19 protein-coding genes and 1 pseudogene are annotated in these 25825 nt (G+C 29.5%); 13 read left to right on the top strand and 7 right to left on the bottom strand.

The window, feature by feature from the left end:
* The first annotated feature begins 20 nt into the window (after positions 1–20).
* The 8 genes from Q0K19_RS07120 (at position 21) to Q0K19_RS07085 (ending at position 8513) form a co-directional block, all read left to right on the top strand.
* Entirely contained in the window at positions 21–572 is a 552-nt protein-coding gene (locus Q0K19_RS07120) for an HAD family hydrolase (RefSeq protein ID WP_297246719.1), read from the top strand.
* Positions 550–1113, top strand: coding sequence for an LPS export ABC transporter periplasmic protein LptC (gene lptC / locus Q0K19_RS07115; RefSeq protein WP_297246717.1), 564 nt, complete (start codon positions 550–552; stop codon positions 1111–1113). Before Q0K19_RS07120 ends, lptC begins: the two co-directional genes overlap by 23 nt.
* Positions 1097–2437, top strand: a complete 1341-nt coding sequence (locus Q0K19_RS07110) for an LptA/OstA family protein (protein WP_297246716.1) — start codon at positions 1097–1099, stop codon at positions 2435–2437. The genes lptC and Q0K19_RS07110 overlap by 17 nt, the downstream gene beginning before the upstream one ends.
* Positions 2421–3389, top strand: coding sequence for a hypothetical protein (locus tag Q0K19_RS07105; RefSeq protein ID WP_297246714.1), 969 nt, complete (start codon positions 2421–2423; stop codon positions 3387–3389). The genes Q0K19_RS07110 and Q0K19_RS07105 overlap by 17 nt, the downstream gene beginning before the upstream one ends.
* Before the next feature lie 261 nt (positions 3390–3650).
* Positions 3651–4478 (top strand): hypothetical protein, encoded by an 828-nt coding sequence (locus tag Q0K19_RS07100; RefSeq protein ID WP_047116880.1) that lies wholly within the window; start codon positions 3651–3653, stop codon positions 4476–4478.
* 35 nt (positions 4479–4513) lie between these two features.
* Positions 4514–6232 (top strand): hypothetical protein, encoded by a 1719-nt coding sequence (locus Q0K19_RS07095; protein ID WP_297246712.1) that lies wholly within the window; start codon positions 4514–4516, stop codon positions 6230–6232.
* A gap of 80 nt (positions 6233–6312) precedes the next feature.
* A complete protein-coding gene (locus tag Q0K19_RS07090; protein WP_297246710.1) occupies positions 6313–8007 on the top strand; it encodes a hypothetical protein in 1695 nt (564 codons plus the stop codon).
* Between the two features lie 122 nt (positions 8008–8129).
* Positions 8130–8513, top strand: coding sequence for a hypothetical protein (locus tag Q0K19_RS07085; RefSeq protein ID WP_297246708.1), 384 nt, complete (start codon positions 8130–8132; stop codon positions 8511–8513).
* 113 nt (positions 8514–8626) lie between these two features.
* Here Q0K19_RS07085 and secA read toward each other — a convergent pair whose 3' ends face one another.
* The 6 genes from secA to Q0K19_RS07055 all read right to left on the bottom strand — a co-directional run bounded on the left by secA (position 8627) and on the right by Q0K19_RS07055 (position 17801).
* Entirely contained in the window at positions 8627–11569 is a 2943-nt protein-coding gene (gene secA, locus Q0K19_RS07080; protein ID WP_297246706.1) for a preprotein translocase subunit SecA, read from the bottom strand.
* A gap of 173 nt (positions 11570–11742) precedes the next feature.
* Entirely contained in the window at positions 11743–13392 is a 1650-nt protein-coding gene (locus Q0K19_RS07075) for an iron ABC transporter permease (RefSeq protein WP_297246704.1), read from the bottom strand.
* Positions 13385–14509 (bottom strand): ABC transporter ATP-binding protein, encoded by a 1125-nt coding sequence (locus Q0K19_RS07070; RefSeq protein WP_297246702.1) that lies wholly within the window; start codon positions 14507–14509, stop codon positions 13385–13387. Before Q0K19_RS07070 ends, Q0K19_RS07075 begins: the two co-directional genes overlap by 8 nt.
* Before the next feature lie 87 nt (positions 14510–14596).
* Positions 14597–15616: an ABC transporter substrate-binding protein gene (locus Q0K19_RS07065; protein WP_297246700.1), complete on the bottom strand. Its 1020-nt coding sequence runs from the start codon at positions 15614–15616 to the stop codon at positions 14597–14599.
* Positions 15617–15651: 35 nt separating this feature from the next.
* Positions 15652–16662 (bottom strand): ABC transporter substrate-binding protein, encoded by a 1011-nt coding sequence (locus Q0K19_RS07060; protein WP_297246698.1) that lies wholly within the window; start codon positions 16660–16662, stop codon positions 15652–15654.
* A gap of 128 nt (positions 16663–16790) precedes the next feature.
* Entirely contained in the window at positions 16791–17801 is a 1011-nt protein-coding gene (locus tag Q0K19_RS07055) for an ABC transporter substrate-binding protein (protein ID WP_297246696.1), read from the bottom strand.
* A 305-nt stretch (positions 17802–18106) separates the two neighbouring features.
* Here Q0K19_RS07055 and Q0K19_RS07050 point away from each other — a divergent pair, with 305 nt between their 5' ends.
* The 5 genes from Q0K19_RS07050 (at position 18107) to Q0K19_RS07030 (ending at position 24556) form a co-directional block, all read left to right on the top strand.
* Entirely contained in the window at positions 18107–18964 is an 858-nt protein-coding gene (locus Q0K19_RS07050; RefSeq protein ID WP_297246694.1) for a DMT family transporter, read from the top strand.
* A 148-nt stretch (positions 18965–19112) separates the two neighbouring features.
* Positions 19113–21602, top strand: coding sequence for a ferrous iron transport protein B (gene feoB, locus Q0K19_RS07045; protein WP_297246692.1), 2490 nt, complete (start codon positions 19113–19115; stop codon positions 21600–21602).
* Positions 21603–21778: 176 nt separating this feature from the next.
* The gene (locus Q0K19_RS07040) at positions 21779–23284 is read left to right on the top strand and encodes a hypothetical protein (RefSeq protein ID WP_297246690.1); all 1506 of its coding nucleotides are present in this window, start codon (positions 21779–21781) and stop codon (positions 23282–23284) included.
* Positions 23285–23432: 148 nt separating this feature from the next.
* Complete coding sequence (locus tag Q0K19_RS07035) at positions 23433–24134, top strand: RadC family protein (RefSeq protein WP_297246688.1); 702 nt, start codon at positions 23433–23435, stop codon at positions 24132–24134.
* Positions 24135–24136: 2 nt separating this feature from the next.
* Positions 24137–24556 carry a helix-turn-helix transcriptional regulator gene (locus Q0K19_RS07030; protein ID WP_297246686.1) on the top strand — a complete coding sequence of 140 codons (420 nt, stop codon included), beginning with the start codon at positions 24137–24139 and terminating at the stop codon, positions 24554–24556.
* Positions 24557–24635: 79 nt separating this feature from the next.
* Here the strand turns inward: Q0K19_RS07030 and Q0K19_RS07025 are convergent.
* A pseudogene (locus Q0K19_RS07025) lies at positions 24636–25825 on the bottom strand (hypothetical protein); the annotation flags it as partial.

The raw sequence follows: 25825 nt of genomic DNA, 5'->3' as shown, positions 1-25825 counted from the left end.
CTTAATAAAAGTTTCTTAAAATGAATATCAAAGATTATATTTCATATCTATTAAATAAAAATAAGCTAAAAAAAGTTAAGCTTTTGGTATCCGATATAGATGGAGTTATGACTGACGGCAGATTGATATTTGATGATAATGGTGTTGAAAGTAAGTTTTTTAATACTCAAGATGGTATGGGAGTGGTTTTAGCATTAAAAGCTGGTATAAAAGTTGCTGTTATTTCAGGAAGTAATTCTAATGCTATAAAAACAAGATTCGATAAATTTAGAAAACATGGTTTTGAAGATTTGATACTTGGTCATGAAAATAAAATGCCTGTTATTTTAACTTTAATGGAAAAATATGGTTTAAAAAAGGAAGAGATAGCTTATATCGGAGACGATTTAATAGATTTAAGTGTTATGAAATATGCAGGAATATCTTTTTCTCCTAAAGATGCCCATTATGAAGCTTTGAAAGCTGCAGATGTTGTAATACATAAAAGAGGCGGATATGGTGCTGTTAGGGTAGTAATAGATATGATACTTAAATCTAAGGGTATTTATAATGAAATTATTAGTAAGTTTTAATATTCTATTTTTACTGCTATGTGTTTCCTGCACTAATTTTAATGATATCGGAAAAGAATTTAATCAGGCTGATGATTTTGTACCTCCGCCAGAAATGGAATTTTATGGCTTTAGAAGAGAAAGTTATGACACTAATTTTAAACAGTTAGATTCTTTTGCAACTAATGCTAAATTTTATAATAAACAGAAATTAGTTGAACTCTATGAAAGCAGAACTTATACTTATGATTCTAATAATACTATAGCTGCCAGTGTATCAGGAGAATTTATAACTATAAATCAGGAAACATTATTTACTCAAATATATACAAATGTTATTGTTAAAGCATCAAATAATACTAAACTTTATACTGAATATTTACAATGGGATAATGAAAAACAGCAATTTAAAAGCCCTGTACCAATTCGTGTAGAACAGGAAGATGGAAGCTGGCTTACAGGAAGCAGTATGGAAGGTGATATGGGATTAGAACATATTACAGTATATAATGAAACTGATGAAGGTGATGCTATAGGAGTTCCAGTTGCTGAAGATCAATAAAATTTTTGTTATAATAATATTGTTCATATTGGCATTGTCTTTACTTGCTCAATCTAGAAGAAGTGCTGATAAATTTACTTACAATAATAAAACAAAAGTTTTTCAATATACAGGTAATTCCAAGATGGAGGATTCATCTGCTGTAATTACAAGCCATGTTATGACATTCTATCAGGAAACAGAATTGGCTACATTTAGCGGAGGGGTTAGACTATTAAGTAAAACTAATGGTTCTACAATATCAGGCGGATATGCAAGCTATAATGGTAAAACTAGATATGCTTATGTAAAAAACAAACCTGTTTTAAGGTCTCCTACTAATAATATGACTATAAGAAGTTCATTTATGGAAAGAGATTTCAATACTCCAATAGCTAAGGCTATAAGTAATGTACATTTAACACATGTTGATACTGAAAGCAAAAGAAAAACAGATGGTTATGCTGATAATTTGATCTATGATATGGATAAAGAGACAGCATATCTTACAGGAAACCCTAGACTTTATCAAGGTGCTGATAGATTAGAAGGTGAAATATTAGAGTATAATGCTAAAACAGCTACTGCTAATGTTATGGGAAGAGGAAAAATATATGTACTTCAAACTAATAATTATATAAACTCTTCTGAAACAAATAAAAAGAAAGATAATGTAAGCAATTATAATATAGTAGTTGCAGATAGATTGTTTTTGAATGAATATGGCGGAAAGGATAATAATACTCGTACTTTATATGCTTATGGAAATGTTACAGCCTATTTCTATGAAGAGAATATGATACTTAAAGGCGGATACATAGAATATGAAATAGATAATGAACATATTTATATGTATCAGGATCCTTCTGTTAGAATGCCTGACAGGGGAATTATAGCTTTTGGTGAATGGATAGAATATAAAAAAGATGAAAAGTTTAAAGATGTTATATTCCACAATGATGTTGTTATGATAGATTATGATGAAAGTTTATCATTAGAAGGAGATTTACTGCATCTTGATCCGGATACTAAAGTAGCTACAGTAAGCGGCAGTCCTAAGGCTTATGTAGAAGATAGAAGTATTAAGATTACCTCTGTAACTATGCAGATGTTTAATGATGAAGAAAAACTTCGTGCTAATGGTAATGTACATGTAGAAGGCAAAGATATGAACTCACAAAGTGCTTGGGCCACTTATTTTGATAAGCAGAAATATCTAAGACTTTGGGGTGAAAGTCCTTATTTGAAGCAGAAAGAGAGTGTTGTAAGAGCTAGGGAAATAAAATATTATATAGATACTGAAAAAGTTGAAGCTATGGGTGTAAGCGGTGAAATACCTGAGTAATATAATATTTTTGTCTTTGATATTTTTTGTATCATGTCAGAAAAGTAATGAGCCTCTTAATAAAGATAAAATATATGATGTTAATATTACTTATATAGAAGATGATAATATTGTTGGTTTTACTCCTGGAGATTTTCTCGATATTTTTGATGATGATTTATCAAAACTCACTTATGATATCTTAGGCTACAAAATAAAGTACAATCTTAAAAATGGTGTAGATGTTAATAAATTTTATTCAGACAATAGAAAAGTCATAATAGAAAATTCAGATATATTTAAAAGAGATTTTATAGATATAAAAAATATAGATTATAATCAATTAGAGAAAGATATATTATATTCGCTTTCTAATGAAACTAGTGCAAATATAAAAAAATTATTTGGATATGAATATGGAACTCCTTTAAAAATTATAGCAGAAAATATAACTCCATCTTATGAGCAAAGTATACTTAATATTTGGAATAGTCCTGTAAAAGGCAGAAATGAACTTCTAGATGGAAAAAGATTATTTATATTTACATCTCTATATTGGAGAATAGTTGCTAATGAATTTAGAGATAGTTCTATAGTAATAGTAAACATGCCATTAACTTCAAATTATAGAGGTATGAGTGCTAAATCTATTGCTGATGGCGGATTTGTAGATAGAATAGTATGCGAAAATAATAATATAAAACCATGCAAATCAATTTCTATAATAAGCACATATCAATTTTTAACTGCCGGATTAAACAATGAAGAATTAAAGAATATATTTTCTTACTATATTGTACAGACTATAGCAATGATGTTTGCTAAATATGATATACATTCCGATGAAAAACATTCAATAATGTCAGAAGTTGATAGATTTGATTATGTTAACTGGTATAGTAACATAATAAATTTTCAATTAAAGCCTCCATACAAAACAATTAAATACTATAAAGATACTATTAAAAACTAAATTTAATAAAATAGTATAAATTAACTATGTAAAAATCAACATTATATAGAAAATGTCTACAAAAAATAATACAAAAATTATTAAATGTCTAATAAATATGTTTGATATGTAGTGTTTTTTTTAAGTAAGAAAACATAATAGTAAATTTTTTGTAAAAACAAGAGAAAAACAGTATTTACTTATGTCAAAAAGATAGTACAATTTATATAAACATTTTAATTAATATGTCGATTTTTATTAGTGGGAGAAAATTAATTTATGATGAAAAAGATATTTATTAACATTTTGTTATTAGCTAGCTTTTCGGCGGCTTATGGTTTTGATGAAGGTTTTATTTGGGCATTAAAAGCAAACTTTAATGGTACAGCAACATTACCTTCTATAAACTCATCTGATTTGGATAAAATAGGTGCTGCATATATGAAAGGCGGTGTTGGATACACTATGGATGGTGAGGCTGAACTTGGTTACTTATTCGGATCTGAAAAATGGTTTAATGGAATGGACCCTTCTAAATTTAGCGGTATGAGTGTATTTGTTTCTTTAGGTGTTGGAAATGGATTTGCAGGACAGGTTGCAGGAAATACTATTGATTTAGGAGATGGAAGCGGTCCTCAAACAGTTAACTTCTATATAAATGTTTCTTATGCTCCTGTAATAAGTTTTGGAGTTGGAACTAAGGCTTATTTCTTAAATAGCAGATTAGCATTAGGTTTACATATAGGAGGAAAATTAATAGCTGATTTATCTCCTGAATATTTAGCATATGCAGATCAGGAGATGCCTGGTTTTCCTGAAATAGGGGAGATAATAGTAAATGATTTTATGATCAAAAATATGAATCCTGTAATGTTCAGTCTTAAATTTATGATAGAATATAATCAGCCTATTAATGATAGAGTAGAAGTAATATTGGGTGCTTATACAAGATTTAATGTATATTCTCCTGGATATATAACTATGCCTCCTAGCTTATTGGAGCAGTTAAAATTAATAAGACCTGAATTTACAACTGATACTCCATTAAAATCATATTATATTAATTCATTAGATTTTGGTATAACAGTAGGATTGGCTTTTAAAGGATAATTCATTATTGATATAGTACGATTGGAGAAACACATATGAGAAAAATATATCTTTTGTTAATATTAATATCTATTTTTGCATTATCTTGCGGAAATCACTTTTTTAATCCTAGATATTATTACAATAAAAGTTCAAGTTCTTCTAGCGGAAGTAATCCTGAACCTCCAGCTCCGCCTGAAGAATTGCCTGAAGGAGTTGATGATCCTTTTGAAAAAGGGGATTGGAATAATCCAGGTTATGGAGGATATGATGGAAATAAATTTGACAGCTGGTTATTCCAAGCTAGCTTCAGAGGCGATAAACTTCCTATATATAATTTTAAAGAGCCTGATGGTAAGAATTGGATATCAAGTAAATCAGATTGGAAAGGAAATATGGCTGATTATTATATTCCTAATAAAGGAGAAAATAAAGTTTATGATGCTCCTATAGTTGTAACTTTAGATATAAGCCCTTTAACTATATATAAATATAATGGAGAAAATCCTCTTTATGGAAGCAGCGGATATTTACCAGGAAGAATGGATAGATTCCGTTTCTATTCTATAGATGGTAAAGCAAGCATAACTTTACAGCAGTATTTAATAGCTGTTGATACATATTCTAAGTTGATATTTGCTTATGGAAAAATTACAAAAACAGATGATTTATTTGGAAATGTTTACCCTACTGATTTTGATGCTATAGAAAGATATGGACAAAAAATAGCTTTTTATGAGTATGACCCAATAGGATATGTTGAGAGTACAGGTAAAGTTGTTTTATATGAACATTATGAAACTGAGTTTGTTAAAACTCCTACTTCTTATATGCCTTCACAGCATGGATTTGATACTATAGCTCAGCTTGATAAATCAAAGCCTGGAAGATCTCCATATTTGATTATCTTAGACGGAGAGGCTAGTGAAGAAGATAAAAAAACATTCTATGATAATGTAGCTTCTTTGGTATCTAAAGACTTTAATTGGCGTGATTATAGCGGATATGATTCTACAGCTCCTGGTACTAAAAAACAGATTGATTTAGAAAATTGGAAATCATCAGGATATGCAGGTAAGAGTCTTATATTATATACTTACACAATAACAGATTCTGGTAATAAACTTATTATAAAAGAAACTGATTTTGATACAAAGCAAGTTACTACAAAAGAATATAATATGGATAAAATTACAGCTACTAATAAAGCTTCATATACAAACAGCAGCGGAGAATCTTTATCTGTTACTATACAGGAAACAGATTCATCAAAAACTATATCTGTAAGCGGTAAGTTGTTAGATCCTAATTTCCAAGATTATGGACCAATATTTGTTGATAGAATAAGAAATGCAAGATTTGAATATGATAGTAAATATTTACCAGCAGGTAATACTTATATTCCAGGTGTTATTGGAACTATAGTTGGCGGAACTGTTAAAAATATAGTATATCAGTTCAATGAAGATGGTACTTCATTTACATTAGAATATGATTATGATGGTGAGCATTATACATATGTTAACAAATTGGCTCGTTTTGATTCTGATGCTGATAAACATTGGACAGCTAAGTATGAAAGTGATAAAGGAGGATTAGGAGGAAAGTATTTAAGAATTGTATTAAGAAATGGAGAAGGAACTTCAAACCCTGGACCTAATGAAATAGGAACAGTTGTACGCTCTAGTATGACTTTGCATTCATTAGATTTAGCTACTGATTCACCTACAAGTAATCTTGGTCTTGAGATGATGGGTAATAGAGTAAGTAAATAGATTAATAATTAATAAAAAATCAAACAGGTAATTATTAAAATTACCTGTTTGGTTTATATTTTTATTTTATAGGAGATTTTATGAAAAAACTACTATTTATTATTTATTTTTCAATCACAGCATTATTTTTAACTTCTTGCGGAGGACATTTCTTTAATCCTAGATATTATTATAATAGATCAAGCAGTTCTTCTTCATCAGGTTCTGCCCCAGATACAGGTCCTGAAAAACTTCCAGATGAAGTACCTGCCGATGAAGATCCTTTTAAACTTCCTGAAGATTATAATGATCCTAATTATCAGTTTCCTGCTGATAAATTTAAAAATTGGTTGTTTAAAGCAAGTTTTCAGGGGGATAAGCTTCCTATATACAATTTCTTTAATGATAATTCTAGAAGCTGGATTCCAGGAGGTGCTGACTGGAATAATATAACAGCAGAATACTATAATGGAAAAGATGGTGAGAATTATGTTGTTAGTGGAATTTTGACAGTTAGTATTACTAGCTTAAAAGTATATAAGTATCCTGGAAATAATCCTCTCTACAGCAGTTTAGGATATTTACCAGGAAGGATGGATAGATTCAATTTCTATTCTATAAATGGTGAAGCTTCTGTAGCTCCATTAAAACAATATTTAATAGCAGTTGATACATATTCTAAATTTATATTTGCCTTCGGAGCTATTACCGGTACTAAAAATGTTATGAGACAAGATGTACCAGTTTCATTTGAGGCTGTTGAAAAACATGGAGATAAAAAAGCATTTTATGAATATGATCCTATAGGATATGTTACAGAAAATGGATCTGTTATTTTGTATGAACATTATAAAACAGAGTTTGTTGATGCTCCTACTTCTTATATGCCTAAAGATCATAATTTTGATAAAATGGCACAGCCTACTCCTACAGGACAGGGTTACTCTCCTTATAGACCTTTAAATGCATCGTCTACAGAACCTGCTCCTGAAGAAGATCAAAAAACTTTTAAAGATAATATAAATACTATTAAATCTAATTATCCAGAATTTAAGTATCGTGATTATTCAGGATATATGGTTGATGGAACTTCAGCAATAGATTTGAATTTATGGAAATCAGGAAATTATGGCAGTCTTAGTCTTAAATCATATTCTTATACATTTGAAACAGCTTCAGGTGGAAATGGAGAAGCTCCTAATATAAAAGTTGTAGTAGAAACATATAATAATGCCAGTGCTAGAGAAGAAAAAACATATAAAGTAAAAACTATTACTTCTAAGTATAAGGCTATATATGAAAATACTGCTAATCCTTCAGATACTGTTATAGTGTCATTGGTAAGAGTAAATAATAAAGATAGCATATCTTTTGATGGTACTTCATTAGATCCAGACTTTGAAGATCATGGACCTATATTTACAGATAGAGTTATTGGTGCTAGATTTGAAGGAACTGGAGATAGCTCTACTAGAAATATAGTTTATCAATTTAATTCTGATGGAACTGAATTTACTTTGACTTATGAAGAGGAATATTGGGAATGGTTTGAATATAAATGGAGAAGTAAATCATTTACATATACATTAAGCAGATTTGATAATGATGCAAATAATAATTACAGGGCTGTTTATGGAGTTCCAGAAGGTACATGGGGTACTGCTGGTGATATTAGACATGGATGGGTTGTTCTAGAGGGTAATAATGATGGCACTATAAAAGTAAGCGGAAGTTATGGAACAATATTAACACCTGGTTCAGGTTCTTCGTATGGATATTCTGCTAACAGAAAATAATTTACAATAAATAAATTAAGCGGAGGGAATAAATAAACTCTCTCCGCTTTTTTATCAAATTAATATTTACAAAAACTATATTTTTTATATAATATATACTATATAATGTTAGGATAAATAAAATGTATAAAAAAATTATTTTATTATTAATATCTTTATTTTTACTTTCTTGTACTTCTCCTTTCGGACAGATGGGAATCAAATTTAAAGATAGAGAAGGTACTTATCAGGATGATTTAAAAAATATTACTGTAAGTGTAACAAAGGCTAGTAAGCAAAATCTGATTATTGATATTAGAGATGTTAATGGCATAGCTCTTAATGATGTTTATGATATAAATGCATCTACAACAACAGGAAATTTTACTCTTAAATCAGAAAATAATAAAGATTATGCTTATAGTATTAGTTTTTATGGAAATAGCAGCTTAGTTATTAGCGTGAGAACTGGAAGAAATTATCCTATAAACAATCAGGAATTAAAAAAAATATCATATAATAATTAGAATTAAAAAATATATTAAAATAAATCATTAGTATTTTTTAATAAAAAAGGTATATATAAAATCAATTATATATACCTTTTATTTTTGCATTAATTATTTTGTTTTTCTTTTATTTACTGAGGATTATCCTTTCCATGACAGTGTTTATATTTCTTACCGCTTCCGCAAGGACAAGGATCATTTCTTCCTATTTTCTGAGTCATTTTAACATTAGCCTGTGCAGTTTTTACTTTGCTTTGGATAGTTTGAGTATTTCCTCCATTCATAGCACTAGCACTGCTTTTCTCTTCAACACCTCCGTCAAATGCACTCTCTCTTTCCATACTGTCAAGTGAATTAGGTATTATTCTTACTCTCATTATCAAGTTCACAAGCTCATTATGTATAACATTCATAGTAGCTACGAACATTTTATAACCTTCAAGTTTGTATTCTGTAAGAGGGTTTTTCTCAGCATATCCTCTAAGTCCTATACCTTCTCTTAAACTGTCCATAGCAAATAAATGGTCTTTCCATCTGTTATCTATTATTGAAAGGAATATATTTTTCTCTACCTCTCTGAATATTTTTTCATCTATTTCGGACGCTTTTTTTCTGTATGCTTCTAATAATAGGTTAGTAAGATTTTTTACAGTATTATCAACACCGCCCTCTACAGCTTTATTAGCAGCATCTTCATCTATGCCTATTAAATAACTGTTAAGCCATTTAGTTACTTCTAAAGGATCAACATGTTTTTTATTATCTGATATGTCTTGAATAGTTTCTTCAGTTACTTCAGATATGATTTCTTCTACTCTAGGAGATATATCATCAGAGTAAAGTATATAATCTCTCTCACCGTAAACAGCCATACGCTGCTGATTCATAACATCATCATACTCAAGCAAATGCTTTCTTATATCAAAGTTTCTGCCTTCAACCTTTCTTTGAGCATTTTCTATTGATTTGTTAAGCCATTTATGTCCAAGTTCTTCTTCTTCGCCCATTCCCATAGCAAGCATCATCTTAGAAACTCTCTCACCGCCGAATAAACGCATTAAATCATCTTCAAGAGATAAGAAAAATACGCTAAGTCCTGGGTCTCCCTGTCTTCCGCTTCTGCCTCTAAGCTGATTATCAATACGTCTAGCTTCATGTCTTTCACTTCCTATAACATGCAAACCGCCTGCAGCAAGTACTTTTTCTTTATCTATTTTGGATTTTTCATTTATTTGTATAATTCTGTCAATTTTTTCTATCATTTCATCGGCATTATTTTTTTGAGCCAATTCTTTAGCCTCTTCAATTTTTCCGGCAATAACGCTTCTTACAAATGCTTCTTTATAAAGGTCTATTGATTTTACTTTCTTTGTTAATTCCTCTTTTTTGTAAGGATCTCTCTCTTTGAAAGCCTTATCTCTCATAAGTACAAGTATCTGCTCTATTTCAGCAACACCTTTAGCAACAGGGTTTCCTCCAAGCACAATATCCGTACCACGTCCTGCCATGTTTGTAGCAAGTGTAACGGCTCCCGGTTCTCCTGCCTGTGCTATTATCGCAGCCTCTCTTGAGTGGTTTTTGGCATTCAATACTTCATGATTGATTTTATGTCTTTTGAATACTTTTGATAATTCTTCGTTCATTTCTACTGATACAGTACCAACAAGAGCAGGTTTTCCGGCATCCTGAAGTTCTTTAATATATTTTGCCAAAGCCTCAAATTTAGCCTTTCTTGTTCTGTATATTCTATCTGATAAATCCTGTCTTGTTATAGGCTTATTAGTAGGTATAACAGCAACGTCTAATTTGTATATTTTATAGAATTCTTCAGCTTCTGTTTCAGCAGTACCAGTCATACCTGAAAGTTTAGGATACATTCTGAAATAGTTCTGGAATGTAATTGTAGCATAAGTTTGAGATTCATTTTGTATAGCAACTTTTTCTTTAGCTTCTATTGCTTGGTGAAGTCCGTCACTGTAGCGTCTTCCTTCAAGTACACGTCCTGTAAACTCATCTACGATTAAAACTTCTCCGTCTGTAACCATATAATCAACGTCTTTTTTAAACACTTTATGTGCTTTTAATGCCTGATTAACATGGTGAACTATTGTACTGCTTTGAGCACCGTATAAGTTCTCAACATTAAGCAGTTTTTCTACCTTGTGTACGCCTTCTTCTGTAAGGTATACGTTTTTATCTTTTTCATCAAGTACATAATCACCAGTGCCTGCCACCTCACGCATTCTTTCATCAACTTCAGCCTGTTTAAGCATTGGTATGATTCTATCAATTTCATAGTACATTTTTATATTTTTTTCAGCAGGTCCTGATATGATAAGAGGTGTTCTAGCTTCGTCTATTAAGATACTGTCTACCTCATCGACTATTGCAAAGTAGAATTTTCTCTGAACTTTATCTTCTTTTCTAGTTACCATGTTATCTCTTAAATAGTCGAATCCGAACTCATTATTAGTACCATAAACAACATCGCAGTTATAAACGGCTCTTCTTTCCGGTGAATGAGGTCTTGTATTATCAAGTATACCTACACTTATACCAAGCATAGAATATATAGGAGTCATCCATTCAGCGTCCCTTTTGGCAAGATAATCGTTTACTGTAACAACATGCACTCCAAGTCCTGTTAAAGCATTAAGATAAACGGCAAGTGTGGCAACAAGAGTTTTACCTTCACCTGTTTTCATTTCAGCAATTCTTCCTTGATGAAGTACCGCTCCTCCCATAACCTGTACATCAAAGTGTCTCATTCCTGTAGTTCTTATACTAGCCTCACGAACCACAGCAAATGCCGCTGGAAGTATATCATCTAATATATTTTGAAGTTTTTTCTTATTTTCTTCCTTGCTTAAATCTAATTCTTCTGTTTTGCATCCTATGTATTTTTCTACTCTTTCCCTGAATTCTTTTGTTTTATTAGTTAATTCTTCATTGCTTAATTTCTTTATTTCTTCTTCAAATGTTAATGTCTTTTCTGCTATAGGTTTTAATATTTTAGCGTCATTTTGTTCTTTAGAGCCGAATATTAATTTGAATACTAAGTCCATTGCTCCCATTAGTATAAACTCCTTAAAAATCTAATATATAGGTAAAATATTTTTTTATTAAAACTTAATAATAACATAAAATGTAAATATAATAAAGTAGAAAAATTGCAATTTTAGATAATATAAAAATAGGGTCATAAGATATTTATCTTATGACCCTTTTATAATGTTTTAATTGTTTATTATAAACTTACTTCTTTTTTACCAGTCAATTTGAAGAATATTAAAAGAGATATTATAGTTGATAAGGTTAATATTGTGGATAAAGCAGCAGCAGTTCCGTAACTAGCCCTTATAACTTCTTGGTAAATAGAAACAGCCATTGTTCTTGATTTTCCTGTATACAATATTACAGAAGAACTCAATTCATTGATTACTGTTATCCAGCTTAATATAGCTCCTGAAATAACACCAGGAAGCATCATCATAGCGGTTATCTTGAAGAAAGTTTTTACTTGAGAAGCTCCCAAACTTATAGAGGCTTCTTCCATACTTGGGCTTATTTGATATAGTATGGCAGAACTTGATCTTAATGTATAAGGCATTCTTCTTATAACCAATGACATTATTATTATCATAGATGTTCCGCTTAATATTATAGGAGGTTTGTTAAAAGCTAAAAGAAGCGTAATACCCAAAACAGATCCAGGTATTATATATGGAAACATAGTTATTGTATCTATAACACTTGTTAAAATATTTTTTCTTCTTATGGAAATATATGCTATAAACATACCAAGTATAACAATAATAAATATAGTTATAATTCCGTATAGATAAGTATTTTTTATAGAAGTTCCAAGAGAAGAGAATATTGAAATATAACTATTCAAAGAGAAACCTTTAACAAATATAGCTCTGTTTGTTTTTAAGAATGAAGTATATATAACTGTGAGCTGAGGAATTATAGATAAAAATACTATGAAATAAATGAATATATGTACTAATACAGACATAACTCCTTTGATTTCTTTAGGTTTTATAGGATTCATAGAACTCATAGTAAATGATTTTTTATTAACAAAGTATTTTTGAGCTATAAACATCATAGCGGTTATAAATACCATAATACTAGCCATAGAAGCAGAGAAGTTAGCATTGCCTCCTACTTCGCTTACGAATTCAGAGTAAATCATAGTAGGCATAGTTCTGTATCCTTCGCCTATAAGCATAGGAGTACCGAAATCAGCTAATGCATTCATAAATACTAATAATGAACCAGCCAATATAGTTGGAGTTATTAAAGGCATAGCTATAGTAACAACCTTTTTAAAAGGAGAACATCCCAAACTTTCTGCAGCTTCCATTAAAGAAACATCTATTTTACTTAAAGCACCTGAAACATACATAAATATGAATGGATATAATTTCAAAGTAAATACTAATAATATTCCTCCGAAACCATATATTGTAGGAGTTGAAATTCCAAATCCTGCAAAAAATTTAGTTACTACTCCGCTTCTTCCTAGTAAAAGTATCCAAGAATAAGCACCTATAAAAGCAGGAGACATCATGGATATTATTATGAGTATTTCTAAAAAAGTTTTACCTTTTATTTTATAAACGCTCATAAAATATGCCATAGGAGTTCCTATGATTATAGCTAATATAGTTACGCATATAGTTACTGAAAAACTATTTACAAGTGCCTGATAATAATATTTTCTGCTGAAGAAACGTAAAAAGTTATCTAAAGTCCAAGCTCCTGTTTCAGGATCTTTAAAACTGCTTATAAACAAAGAGAATAATGGATATACTAAAAATAAAGCAAAAATTACAGCTATTATTAAAGTAATATAAGTCCAAAAATCTATTTTTAAACGTTTATTCATATTTTTTTACTCCTTTAATAAGACTTTTTTCCATATCTGGAGTAAATACATTGATTTTATTAGCATTAGGTTTTAAAGTTATAACTTCATCTTTCTCATACATTCTATCTGTATATGATGAGTCTTGTGAATATTCTATGCTAGGCTGATCCGGAACAACTTCATTATCATTGAAATGTAAGAAATAATTAGTATATTTTCCAAGGAAAGTTTTTGATAAGATTTTTGCTTTGATTCCTTCTTGATTTTCAGAATTAACAAAAAATTCTTCAGGTCTTATTCCAACAATAACTTCATCGCCGTCTTTAACATCCAATAAATTATCCATTTTCAATTTATATCCGCATCTAAATAAAAGATAAGTATCATTTCCTTCTATTTTGATAGTTGCATAGAATAAATTTGAATGTCCTATGAAAGTAGCAACAAATACATTATAAGGTCTTGTATAAATACTTACAGGGCTTCCAACCTGCTGTATAACTCCGTTTTTCATTACAGCTATTCTGTCAGATACCGCAAGTGCTTCTTCCTGATCATGTGTAACATAAACAGTTGTAATGCCTACATGTCTTTGTATATCTTTTATTGCACTTCTCATTTCTATTCTTAATTTGGCATCCAAGTTAGAAAGAGGCTCATCCATAAGTAAAACACTTGGAGTGATAACTATTGCTCTTGCCAAAGCTACTCTCTGCTGCTGTCCTCCGGATAATCTTTCAGGAAGTCTGTCCTGATATTCTTCTATTTTTACCACATGAAGCATTTCATCTACTTTTTTCTTCATAGATTCTTTATTTTCTTTTCTGAGTTTTAATCCGTATTCAACATTTTCTCTAACAGTCATATGCGGAAATATTGCATAGTTTTGAAATACCATACCAATATTTCTTTTATGAGCAGGAATATTATTGATTACATCTTTATCAAATTTTATTTCTCCGCCTTCTATTGTATTAAAGCCTGCAATCATACGAAGCAGTGTTGTCTTGCCGCATCCAGATGGTCCAAGCAGAGTAAAAAATTCTCCGTTTTTTATCTCTAATGAAAGATCAGGTATTATTGTCAGCTTCTCATAACGTTTTACTACATTTTCAATGGATATAGATACACTCATTATAACCTCTCTTTTTTATTTATTATTAATTATATAAATAAAGAGTATAAAATATATTTATACTCTTTAATATTATTTTTTTATTTATTAGATACTAGTAAAAATATCTTTAAATTTATTTAGCCAATTTTGTTTGTTTTTATCAACTACAGCCTCATCATCTGTAATAACATTTATAGTATCTACAGACTGAAGTATAGCAGAAGGAGGTAAATCGCTTCTTACAGATCTTCTGTTTAATTTATCAGTTATTGTTTTTTGGGCATCATAGCTTGTAGCATAGTCAACAAACTTTTTAGCATTTTCTAAGTTCTTAGCATTTTTTATTATGTATATTCCGTCTGGTTTAATTATAATGCCTTCTTTCATATATACTAATTTAACAGGAGAACCAGCAGATACATAATTAGCACCGCCTTCTTCAAAAGTTAAACCAACAGTATATTCACCGTCAGCTACGCCTTTATAAACTGCAGAAGAACCGCTTAATAATTTACCGTCTAAATTAGCACATAATTTTTTTACATAATCCCATCCTTTTTCAGGATCGCCTTTACCCATAGCATAAAGCATATTTACTAAATGCTCAAAAGAAGATGAAGAGGCAGAAGGATCAGCAAATGCTATTTTTCCTTTTAATGCAGGATTGAGTAAGTCTTCATAACCTTCTATTTTTATATTGCCTGCTAAATTAGTGTTAACCATTATAACACTTGGTATAGCAGTGAATCTTGTAATAGCACCTTCAACATTTTTATATGCATCTGCTATGCTTGCTTCATTAGTAGTAGTGTAATTCTCAAATAATTCTACTTTAGGTTTTACAGTATTCAAACTTCCTCCCCAAAGTATATCTCCCAATGGATTATCTTTTTCAGATTCAACTCTTTTTAAAAGTTCGCCAACTCCGGCAGCTATAATATCAACATTGATTCCTGGATTTTTAGCTTTAAAATCATCTACCAATGGATTTATAAATTCTAATGGGTGAGGGCAATATATTACAAGTGAATTACCGCCTTGTTCACCAGATTCGCTTGAAGAACAAGAATAAAATAGTGCTAGTGATAGTATTACTGCACTGCAGATTAGAATAATTTTTTTCATGATATCAATCCTTTTTGATTTTTATTTATAAATTATTAGATACTAGTGAAAATATCTTTAAATTTATCCAACCATTTTTGACGGCTTTCTTCTACAACATCAGCATTATCAGTAATAGAATATATTTCTGACATAGGTTTTACGATATCTGTAACAACAGCATCATTTCTTATTGCCCTTCTGCTAAGTTTTTCAACAAGCATATTTTGAGCATCTAAACTTACACAATAGTCTATGAATTTTTTAGCATTCTCTAAATTTTTACCGCCTTTTATAATATATACTCCGTCAGGCTTGGATATAACACCTTCTTTCATATATACTACTTTTACAGGAGAGCCTGAAGACATATAGCTTATTCCAGGTTCTTCATAAGTCAAACCAACAGCATATTCACCGTCAGCTACACCTTTATAAACAGCAGAAGAACCGCTTAATAGTTTACCGTCTAAATTAGCACATAATTTTTGTACATAATCCCAGCCTTTTTCAGGATCACCTTTTCCCATAGCATAAAGCATATTTACCAAATGCTCGAAAGCAGATGAAGAAGCAGAAGGATCCGCAGCAGCTATTTTTCCTTTTAATGCAGGATTGAGTAAATCTTCATAACCTTCTATTTTTATATTGCCTGCTAAATTGGTATTAACCATTAATATGCTAGGTATTGCTGAAAATCTAGTGAAAGGTCCTTCTGTATTTTTAAATTCATCTAAAATATTTGCTTCATTAGTAGAAGTATAACTTTCAAATAAATCTGTTTTTGATTTAACACTGTTCAATGTTCCTCCCCATAGAACATCACCTAATGGATTCATTTTTTCAGCTTCTACTCTTTTTAATAATTCTCCTGTACCTGCTGTAACCACTTCAACATTTATATCAGGGTTTTTAGCTTTGAAATCATCTAAAATAGTATTCATTAAATCCAATGGATGAGAACAGTATATTACCAATGAATTACCGCTTTTAGTATCTCCTGAAGAGCATGAATAGAATAAAGTCATTGACATGATAAGCATACAAAAAATAATAAAATTTTTCATAGCGAACTCCTTTAAATTGTTAATTTGTGAAAAATATTAGATATTCTTTAATAAAAAGATGATAATAAAAACTGCATCTTTTATTAAAAATTAGAAATGTTTGAAAGAACAATATAAAATAATATTTTTTATATACTAGTAAAAATATCTTTAAATTTATTAAGCCAATTTTGTTTATTTTTATCAACCGCATCATCATCATCTTTTATAACATTAATAGTATCTATAGACTGAAGTATAGGAGAAGGAGGCAAATCATTTCTTACAGATCTTCTGTTTAATTTATCATTTATTGTTTTTTGAGCATCATAGCTTGTAGCATAGTCAACGAATTTTTTAGCATTTTCTAAGTTCTTGGCATTTTTTATTATACATATAGGATCTGCTTTAAAAACAACACCTTCTTTCATATATACTAATTTAACAGGAGCACCAGCAGATACATAATTAGCACCGCCTTCCTCAAAAGTTAAACCAACAGTATATTCACCGTCAGCCACACCTTTATAAACGGCAGAAGAACCGCTTAATAATTTACCATTCAAATTAGCACATAATTTTTTTACATAATCCCATCCTTTTTCAGGATCGCCTTTACCCATAGCATAAAGCATATTTCCTAAATGCTCAAAAGAAGATGAAGAAGCAGAAGGATCGGCAAATGCTATTTTTCCTTTTAATGCCGGATTAAGCAAATCTTGATAACCTTCTATTTTTATATTGCCTATTAAGTTAGTATTAATCATTATTACACTAGGCATAGTTGTAAATCTAGTTAAAGGGCCTTCAGTATTTTTATATGCATCAGCTATATTAGGTTCATTAGTAGAAGTGTAGTTTTCAAATAGCTCTATTTTATTTCTTATGAGGTTTAAACTTCCTCCCCAAAGTATATCGCCTAATGGATTATTTTTTTCAGATTCAACCCTTTTTATAAGTTCTCCTGTTCCGGCTGCTATAACATCAACATTAATACCGGGGTTTTTAGCTTTAAAATCATTTACAAGATGGGTTATAAATTCTAAAGGGTGCGGGCAATATATTACAAGCGAATTACCGTTTTTAGTGTTAGATTCTTTTGAAGAACATGAACAGAAAAACATAGCACAAAATAAGATAGTTAGTATATATTTTTTCAAGATAAGAATCCTTAATTTATTAATTATATATCTATTATAGTAGATATTTTTATGCAAATCAATACTAAAAAGAAAATACTTCTTTACAAATATGTAAATTAAATATTTAAATTATTAAAAGAATTATTTTATATAATAACTATATTGATTTATTAATAATATAATATATCATTAATTAACTATAATTATTTTAGGGTTTGTATATGCAGTGATATTTTCTTTTATTTCATAATTTGAAAACAATATTCCAATTTTTTCTAAATACTTATTTTATTACATTATTTATATTATTATAGAGGACTTCAATGTTAAATATTTTATTAGTTATAATAGGCTCTATTGCTTATGGATTTCTTCCTATTTTTGTTAAGAATATTATTGCCTATAATTATTCTTCGCTTTCAATAGTTTTTTATAGATATTTTCTTACAGCAATTTTTTTGTTTATAATCATTATTGTTTCAAAGAAAAGTTTTAAAATAACAAAAAGACAATTCATAGAATTATTGATATTTAGTATAATAGGGCTTGGACTTACATTCTTTTTCTTATCACAATCTTTATTATATATATCTGCAGGATTAAGTAATATGATACATTTCGGATATCCTGTTATAGTTTTACTTGTAATGATATTTATGTTTAAAGAAAAAGCCAATATATTAAAAGTTCTTTCTATAATATTTGCTGTTGTCGGAATAGTAATGCTCACTCAAGTTGTAGAGATTGAGTCATTTTTGGGAGTAGTGTATGCATTAATAACTACCATTACTTACGGCTCTTATATAATAGCTAATAAAAAATGCAGTTTTGCTGAAGTTGATACTATGGTTTCTCTTTTCTATATGTCTTTATTTGTATCTATTGCTTTTTTTATAGCAGGAATATTTACAGATTCTTTACAGCTTCTTAATAATTTATATGTATTTGGAAATTTTGCTGCGATATCTTTAGTATTTACAATATTTTCTCTTGGGCTTTTGCTTTATGGAGTAAAAAGATTAGGTTCTTCTTTAGCATCTATACTTAATATGTTTGAACCGGCTACTACTGTTGTTGCTTCTATTTTTATATATAAAGAAGAGCTTACTATTAATATTATTATAGGTTCTATTTTAATAATACTCTCCACAATAAGTATGGTGATAGGCAGTAAAAAATAATTGTTATTCTATTACTTTTTTGTGCAATAAAATAACAAAAATGTGTTTTAGTATATTGACAATTTTATTTTAAATGTTAGAATATACAAACACTTTGTAAGTGTATATTAATTTCTGTTATAAAAATATATAAAGGAGATAGTTATTTATGAAATTAACAGAACTAGATATTGAAGAAGGTTTTGTTGTTGATAAAGTAGCCACCGATGGTGAGATTAGACAAAGAATTATAGAAATGGGATTCACTCCTGGAGCTAAAGGCTGGGTTGTTAGAAAAGCACCTTTAGGAGACCCTATACAAGTTCATATTATGGACTATGAAATTTCTCTTAGAAAATCAGAGGCTAATGGGATAGAAGTTGCTAAATCAAATGTGGAAATAAAAAAGGAAAGAGTATTAAAGCCTATAGAACATAAAGATGTGAAAGATGAAGATGATACTTTAATGGAAAGTAAATCTGATATAGCAAAGAAAATAAAAGCTCCGTCAAATAATACTAAATTTAAAATAGCTTTAGCAGGAAATCCTAACTCTGGAAAAACAACTATATTCAATGCTTTAACAGGTGCTAATTATAAAGTTGCTAATTATCCGGGTGTAACAGTAGAAAAAAGACAGGCTAATATGCTTTATAATGGTTATACTTATGATTTGATAGATTTGCCTGGTGTTTATAGTTTAAGTGCATATTCTCAAGATGAGGTAGTGGCATGCGATGTTCTTCTTAATGAGAAGCCTGATTTTATAATAAATGTTATAGACTCTACAAATTTAGAAAGAAATCTTTATCTCACATTACAGCTTGTAGAATTAGGTATTCCTATTGTATGCGTACTCAATATGTATGAGCATGCTGAAAAGAATGGTATTAAAATAGATGAAAAGAATTTGAGTGAGCTTTTCAAATTCCCGGTTATGAAAGTTCATGGAAATAAATATGAAAGTGTTGTTAGGATATTAGATGAAATAGAAAAGATGCATACTTCCGGAAATAAACTTCATAGAGATTCTGCGATAAGATATGGTGAAGAAGTAGAAAAGTCTATTAAGAATATTGTTGATACTATGCATGGCGATATAAGCGAGATTCATAAAAGATGGCTTGCTATTAAAACTTTAGAAAAAGATGAAAGAGCTATTCATTCTATAAGAAGAGAATGCAATAATGGTGGCGAAGTAATAGAAGTATTAAATAAAGAAATAATTAAATTAGAAACTTCTATGAATGCAAAAACAGACTCTATAATGGCCGATAAAAGATATTCATATATAAGAGGAGCTTTACAGGAGGCTGTTCATAAAGATAATATACAGGCATTCAATTTTACAGAGGCCGCTGATGTAATATTCTTAAATAAATGGCTTGGTCTTCCAATATTCTTGGTTGTATTATGGCTGATATTTAAAGTAACATTTACTGTAGGAGCTTATCCTCAAGCTTGGCTTGAAGCAGGAATAGGGGCATTATCTGGTTTTGTAGGAAGTTTGCTTCCTGAAGGCAGTTTGATACAGTCTGTTGTTGTTGATGGTGTTATAGGAGGTGTTGGTGCTGTATTATCGTTCCTTCCATTAGTATTGATATTGTTTACAGGAATTTCATTCTTAGAGGATTGCGGTTATATGGCTAGGGCTGCTTTCTTAATGGATAAGATAATGCATAAATTAGGCTTGCATGGTCAGTCATTCATACCTCTTTTCTTAGGTTTTGGTTGTACAATTCCTGCAGTTATGGCGGCTAGAACATTGAGAAGTAAGAAGGATAGGGTAGTAACTATATTGATTACAACATTTATGAGCTGCGGTGCTAGACTTCCTGTTTATATATTGTTTATAGGTGCTTTCTTTGCTCCTAAAATGGCTGCTTCTGTGATGTTTAGTATATATATGATTGGTGTATTGATGGCATTTATAATGGCATTCATATTCAGAAAAGCATTTTTCAAAGGCGAGGAAACTCCTTTTGTAATGGAACTTCCTCCATATAGAATACCAAGAGCTAAGGCTGTATTAAGACATATGTTTGACAGAGGCTGGATGTATATTAAAAAAGCCGGTACTTATGTATTTGCTGCTTCTGTTATAATATGGGCTTTAATGACATTCCCTCAATATACTCCTACAGAAGAAGATAGTGCAAGACTCATGCAGGAAGCTAAATCATTGGCTGTTAGTCAGGGATTAGATGCTAATGATGAAGAAGTTGTCACTGCTGAATATGACAGATTAGTAGCTTCTGAAGGTTTAAGAAATAGTTATGCTGGTAAAATAGGTACATTTATAGAACCTGTATTAAAGCCTTTAGGTTTTGATTGGAGAATAGGTATTGGGCTTGTTGCCGGAGGTGCTGCTAAAGAGGTATTTGTTTCTACTATAGCACAGATTAAATCTATAGAAGATGGAGATGAAACAGTTCTTACTGAATCATTACAGAATGACCCTGTATTTAATCCTATAGTGGCATATACATTACTTCTTTTTGTACTGCTTTATTTCCCTTGTTTTGCGGCTATTGGTGTTATAGGTGCTGAGATTGGTAATAAATGGATACCTTTCTTAATGATTTATACTTTAGCTGTTGCTTGGATAGTAAGTTTTGCTTTCTATCAGATTGCAGGAAGGATAGCAGGTATTATATAGTTTTGATCCATAGGATAGTTTTTTAATATAGTGTTTAGTCCAAGGCTTTGTTTAGGCAAGGTCTTGGGCGTTTTTTATATTGATAATTAGTAGAATAATCAATAAAAATATTGTTTACTTAATTTATTTTATTAGTATAATTATTAAGTAAAAATTATATATGAGAATTTATTTTTATGAGAAATACTTTATTTATTACTTTATTATTAATATTTAATCTAATATTTTTGAATACTTGCGGCAATTATTTCAGTCCAAGATATTATTATCAGCAAATGGGAAATACAGGCGGAGGAGATAAAACAGAAGAGCCTGATATTGGCGGGGAGGATATTTTAAAACCTGAAGGAGACCCATTTTATAATTATAATAATGAAAGACCTTGGAATGAAAAAAACTATGGAGGATTTGAACTAGATCTTGACAATGAGTATGTAATTGCCGCTTCTTTCGGATTAAAAAATGAACCTACATACATGCTTATCAAAGATGGTACTTGGAAATTGAAAGATTCTTTAAGAAATGAATATTATTATAATGGAACAAATACTAAAGCTGCAGGATTTACAGTTAGTAAAGTTAAATATTATATGTATAGGAATATGAATCCTACTTTTAGTTCTACAAGTGCCTATAATAAAAGTGAAAGACTACAGAGATTTTGGTTTTATAGATTTACTGGAAGTGCAGGACTTGATACTGATAATTATTTAATAGCAATAGATAGTTATTCAAAATTGGTATTTGCTTTTGCTATACCTGTAAAATGGAAAACTATTGTAGGAATACCTGCGCCTATGGAATGGGGAGCTGTTGAATTGGGCTGGGAAGCTAGTGCTGACAGTGCTACTTTAAATAAACAGGTGAAATTTGCTGTTGATGGATTTACTTATTTTTATGAATATGATCCTGTGGGAATAGTTCATTCCGATGGTACTATAGAGATATATCCTTGGTGTACTTCATCTATAGCAAATGATAATAGTTATGCACCTAGAGTAGAAGGCGGTAAAGTAGATTTATCAAGGGATATTGCTGATATTGGAAAACCTGGACGCTCTCCTTATATGCCCATAAAAATTATTGAGAAAAATAAAATAGCTTTGCAGGTTCAGAATTTAGAGATAGAAAATATTAGTGCTAAAACTTTGAATACTAAATTAGGCGGTAAAACAGAATATTATGATTATGCTGGTTTTATATATGATATTAGATTGGCAGGCAGTTTAAATACTGAAGAACCTGTATTAAATACTATAGCTTCAAAAGAAAAACCTAGTTTATTCTTTGATTCTTTGACAACTGTAAATATTGGTGAGAGAAAAAGTATTCTCTCTACAGTTTATACTACAGATATTCAGTATGAAGATAAAGATGAAGTTTATTTTTCTTTAGATGCTTCTATAACAATGTATGATAAAACTTATAAAATACCTCAGGTTGTTAATGGCACTATTTTAATAGAACATCAAAAACCTATGATAAAGTTTAAGTATGATAAAACTCAAGCGATGTTTGTATTTGATTCTTCTATAGGAGATACTGCAAATATTTCTTATGATAAAAGTTTTACTCTTAAAAAAGGCGAAATTAAAGAATTTGTAATTACAATAAAAAATGATACTATAGGTGCAGATGAAACTTCTGGAGAAATAAAATTAATATATACATTATCCTATTGAATTGTGTAATTTTTTCATAATAATGAATTTTTTTTAAAAAAGTTATAAAAGTTAAATATATACTGTTTATTTTCTTTAATAAATGGCTTATTTTTAAAAAAGAATTTGTTTAACTAAGGCTATACTATAATTTATTAAGGAAATGCGTATGTATAATGATTTTTATAATGATAATACAAAATTTAGTAATGCCTTAGCAAGCAGCAATGCAGATATAGCGAATGAAAAGCAAATATTAGCTTCAATTATATCTAATGGCATATCTTTAGAGAAGGCAAATACTATAGTAGAAAAACTTTATTATAATTTCTATAATCTGCATAATATAGTTAATGCTTCAGAAGAAGAACTGTCAAAGGTTAAGGGGCTTAATTCAAAAAAGATTAGTCTAATAAAAAGTATTCCTTCTATTTTGGAGTATTATTTACTGAGCAGTTTGAAAGTAGCTTCTCCTCATATAAAGAAAAAAGATTTAATTAATTATCTTATTATAAAGTTAGGGAAATTAAAATTTGAAACTTTTTCTATTATTTGTTTAGATGTAAATAAAAGATTCATATCTATGGAGCATATATTTAGAGGCACAATAGATTCTGCTACTATATATCCAAGGGATTTAGTAGAAAAGTCATTATCATTAGGAGCAAGTTATGTTATAATATCTCATAATCACCCATCTGGTATATCCAAACCATCAAAAGAGGATATTGAAATTACAAAGGTTTTATATAAAGCATTTTTAATGGTAGAAATAAAAATGATAGATCATATTATAGTTGCCGGTAATTCTTTTTATAGTTTTAGGGAAGATGGTATGTTTGACAAATACAAACATAATGCGGAGGTTTGAGTATGCTTACTACTAATTTAAAGAAACCTTTTTATAATAATATGCTTAGTGATAATAAAGAAGAAGATAATACTAATAAAGAGAGATTGATAGAAGATGATGAGCTTATATCTTCTGTAGGTAAAAATATAAGAGCTATAAGAAAATCACAGACTAAAACAATATCAGAAATAGCAGAAATGTCAGGAATATCTGCTAAATATCTTCAAAGTGTTGAGGTAGGTAAAAGAAATATATCCATAATAAATTTAAATAAAATAGCTAATGCTTTGAATGTGCCTATAGCCATATTATTTAGTTATGATCATATAGAAAAAACTAAGAAACTTTTATATATAGCAAATAAACTTAAAAATTATTCAGCTTTGCAGTTATCGAATATAGATACTATAATAAAGGATTTGAAAAATATAATAGATTGAATTTTTATAGACTTTATCCATCTTCTTTTAATAAAATCCCTTAATTATATTAAATATATAATTAAGGGATTAACTTATTTTATTGTATGCCCAAAATCTTAACCATTTCAGCTTCTATCGCTTTAATATCTCCTTTTGCTTCCTGAATAGCTTTTATTTCTGCTCTTCTTTGCTCCAACAATTCTTCCTGACCTTTTTTATCCAAAGTAGCTTTTTTAGCAAAATACGCATCGCTTATAAGTTTGTCAGCTACTCTTAAAGTTCTGTCGGACACTATTGCTTTGTCTGATGCATTCTCTGCCTTAGACATATCAAAGCTGGCATCAGTTTTTAAAGCTCCTTCAGGTACTCCATTAAGTATGCTTCCTTTCCATTCCAATTTTGGCTGATAACTATATGTAATATAATCAAAAACTTCTGCATTCTTTATTTCATTATTATCAATGAATATATCATATGCTTTATTATTAAGAGTATCCAATAAAAACATTTTATTTTTACCATTTTCTGTGTATATTTTTTGAGTACATCCCAAATCTTGAAAATCTCGATAATTAATAAACTGTCCTATTTCTGAATCAAAATCTATTTCCAAATTCTCTTTTAAAAGTAAAGTATAATGTGCTATACCGCCTCTTCCAGCAGAACTTGTATATTCACCTAAAAGCATTAATTCTTCTTTGCCGTCATTATTGATATCACATAAGAAGAAAGATACTTCATGTAAAGGATAATACATGTTGCTAGCTATATAAGATGAATATTGTTTTATATCAAAGTTTCCTGAATCTATAAATTTGGAGGCTTTAGTATAATCTTTCAAATCATTTGTAGAAATTGAATTAATTTTGGCAGATTCTACATTATCTATATCTCCAAGTCTGAAATTATAATTTTTTATTTCTTTAAATGAAGCATATAAATTATCTTTTATGAACTCAGGATTATAATAATGCATATTTACTAATCCCTTCATAGTGCTTTCAATTAAAAATGTATCCTTTTTAAACTCAAGTAAATTAAGGTTGTTCCAACCGTCATAACAATAAACGGCATTAATATTATAATAATTTTGATAATATTCTAAATAGTCTTCTATATCATCATTAGCTAATCTATTATTTATATAAGTTTTTATATATTTGTTCATTATATTTGTATTGTCTATTTCTTCTGCTATTTCTACTGAAGATAAACGGGCTGTACCTTCCAATTCAATTGAAGTTAAAGAATAATTATTTTCATTGAATAAATCTATATATCCATTAT

Source organism: uncultured Brachyspira sp., assembly GCF_944393015.1.
Lineage (GTDB): Bacteria > Spirochaetota > Brachyspiria > Brachyspirales > Brachyspiraceae > Brachyspira.
The sequence above is the reverse complement of the archived record's forward strand: the minus strand, read 5'-3'. Positions and strand labels throughout refer to the sequence as shown.

Bases quoted from the DNA above. Each gene is read 5' to 3' on its own strand.
- Q0K19_RS07120 (WP_297246719.1), top strand. From the start codon at position 21: ATGAATATCAAAGATTATATTTCATATCTATTAAATAAAAATAAGCTA.
- lptC (WP_297246717.1), top strand. From the start codon at position 550: ATGAAATTATTAGTAAGTTTTAATATTCTATTTTTACTGCTATGTGTT.
- Q0K19_RS07100 (WP_047116880.1), top strand. From the start codon at position 3,651: ATGAAAAAGATATTTATTAACATTTTGTTATTAGCTAGCTTTTCGGCG.
- Q0K19_RS07095 (WP_297246712.1), top strand. From the start codon at position 4,514: ATGAGAAAAATATATCTTTTGTTAATATTAATATCTATTTTTGCATTA.
- Q0K19_RS07090 (WP_297246710.1), top strand. From the start codon at position 6,313: ATGAAAAAACTACTATTTATTATTTATTTTTCAATCACAGCATTATTT.
- Q0K19_RS07085 (WP_297246708.1), top strand. From the start codon at position 8,130: ATGTATAAAAAAATTATTTTATTATTAATATCTTTATTTTTACTTTCT.
- secA (WP_297246706.1), bottom strand. From the start codon at position 11,569: ATGGGAGCAATGGACTTAGTATTCAAATTAATATTCGGCTCTAAAGAA.
- Q0K19_RS07075 (WP_297246704.1), bottom strand. From the start codon at position 13,392: ATGAATAAACGTTTAAAAATAGATTTTTGGACTTATATTACTTTAATA.
- Q0K19_RS07070 (WP_297246702.1), bottom strand. From the start codon at position 14,509: ATGAGTGTATCTATATCCATTGAAAATGTAGTAAAACGTTATGAGAAG.
- Q0K19_RS07065 (WP_297246700.1), bottom strand. From the start codon at position 15,616: ATGAAAAAAATTATTCTAATCTGCAGTGCAGTAATACTATCACTAGCA.
- Q0K19_RS07060 (WP_297246698.1), bottom strand. From the start codon at position 16,662: ATGAAAAATTTTATTATTTTTTGTATGCTTATCATGTCAATGACTTTA.
- Q0K19_RS07050 (WP_297246694.1), top strand. From the start codon at position 18,107: ATGTTAAATATTTTATTAGTTATAATAGGCTCTATTGCTTATGGATTT.
- feoB (WP_297246692.1), top strand. From the start codon at position 19,113: ATGAAATTAACAGAACTAGATATTGAAGAAGGTTTTGTTGTTGATAAA.
- Q0K19_RS07040 (WP_297246690.1), top strand. From the start codon at position 21,779: ATGAGAAATACTTTATTTATTACTTTATTATTAATATTTAATCTAATA.
- Q0K19_RS07035 (WP_297246688.1), top strand. From the start codon at position 23,433: ATGTATAATGATTTTTATAATGATAATACAAAATTTAGTAATGCCTTA.
- Q0K19_RS07030 (WP_297246686.1), top strand. From the start codon at position 24,137: ATGCTTACTACTAATTTAAAGAAACCTTTTTATAATAATATGCTTAGT.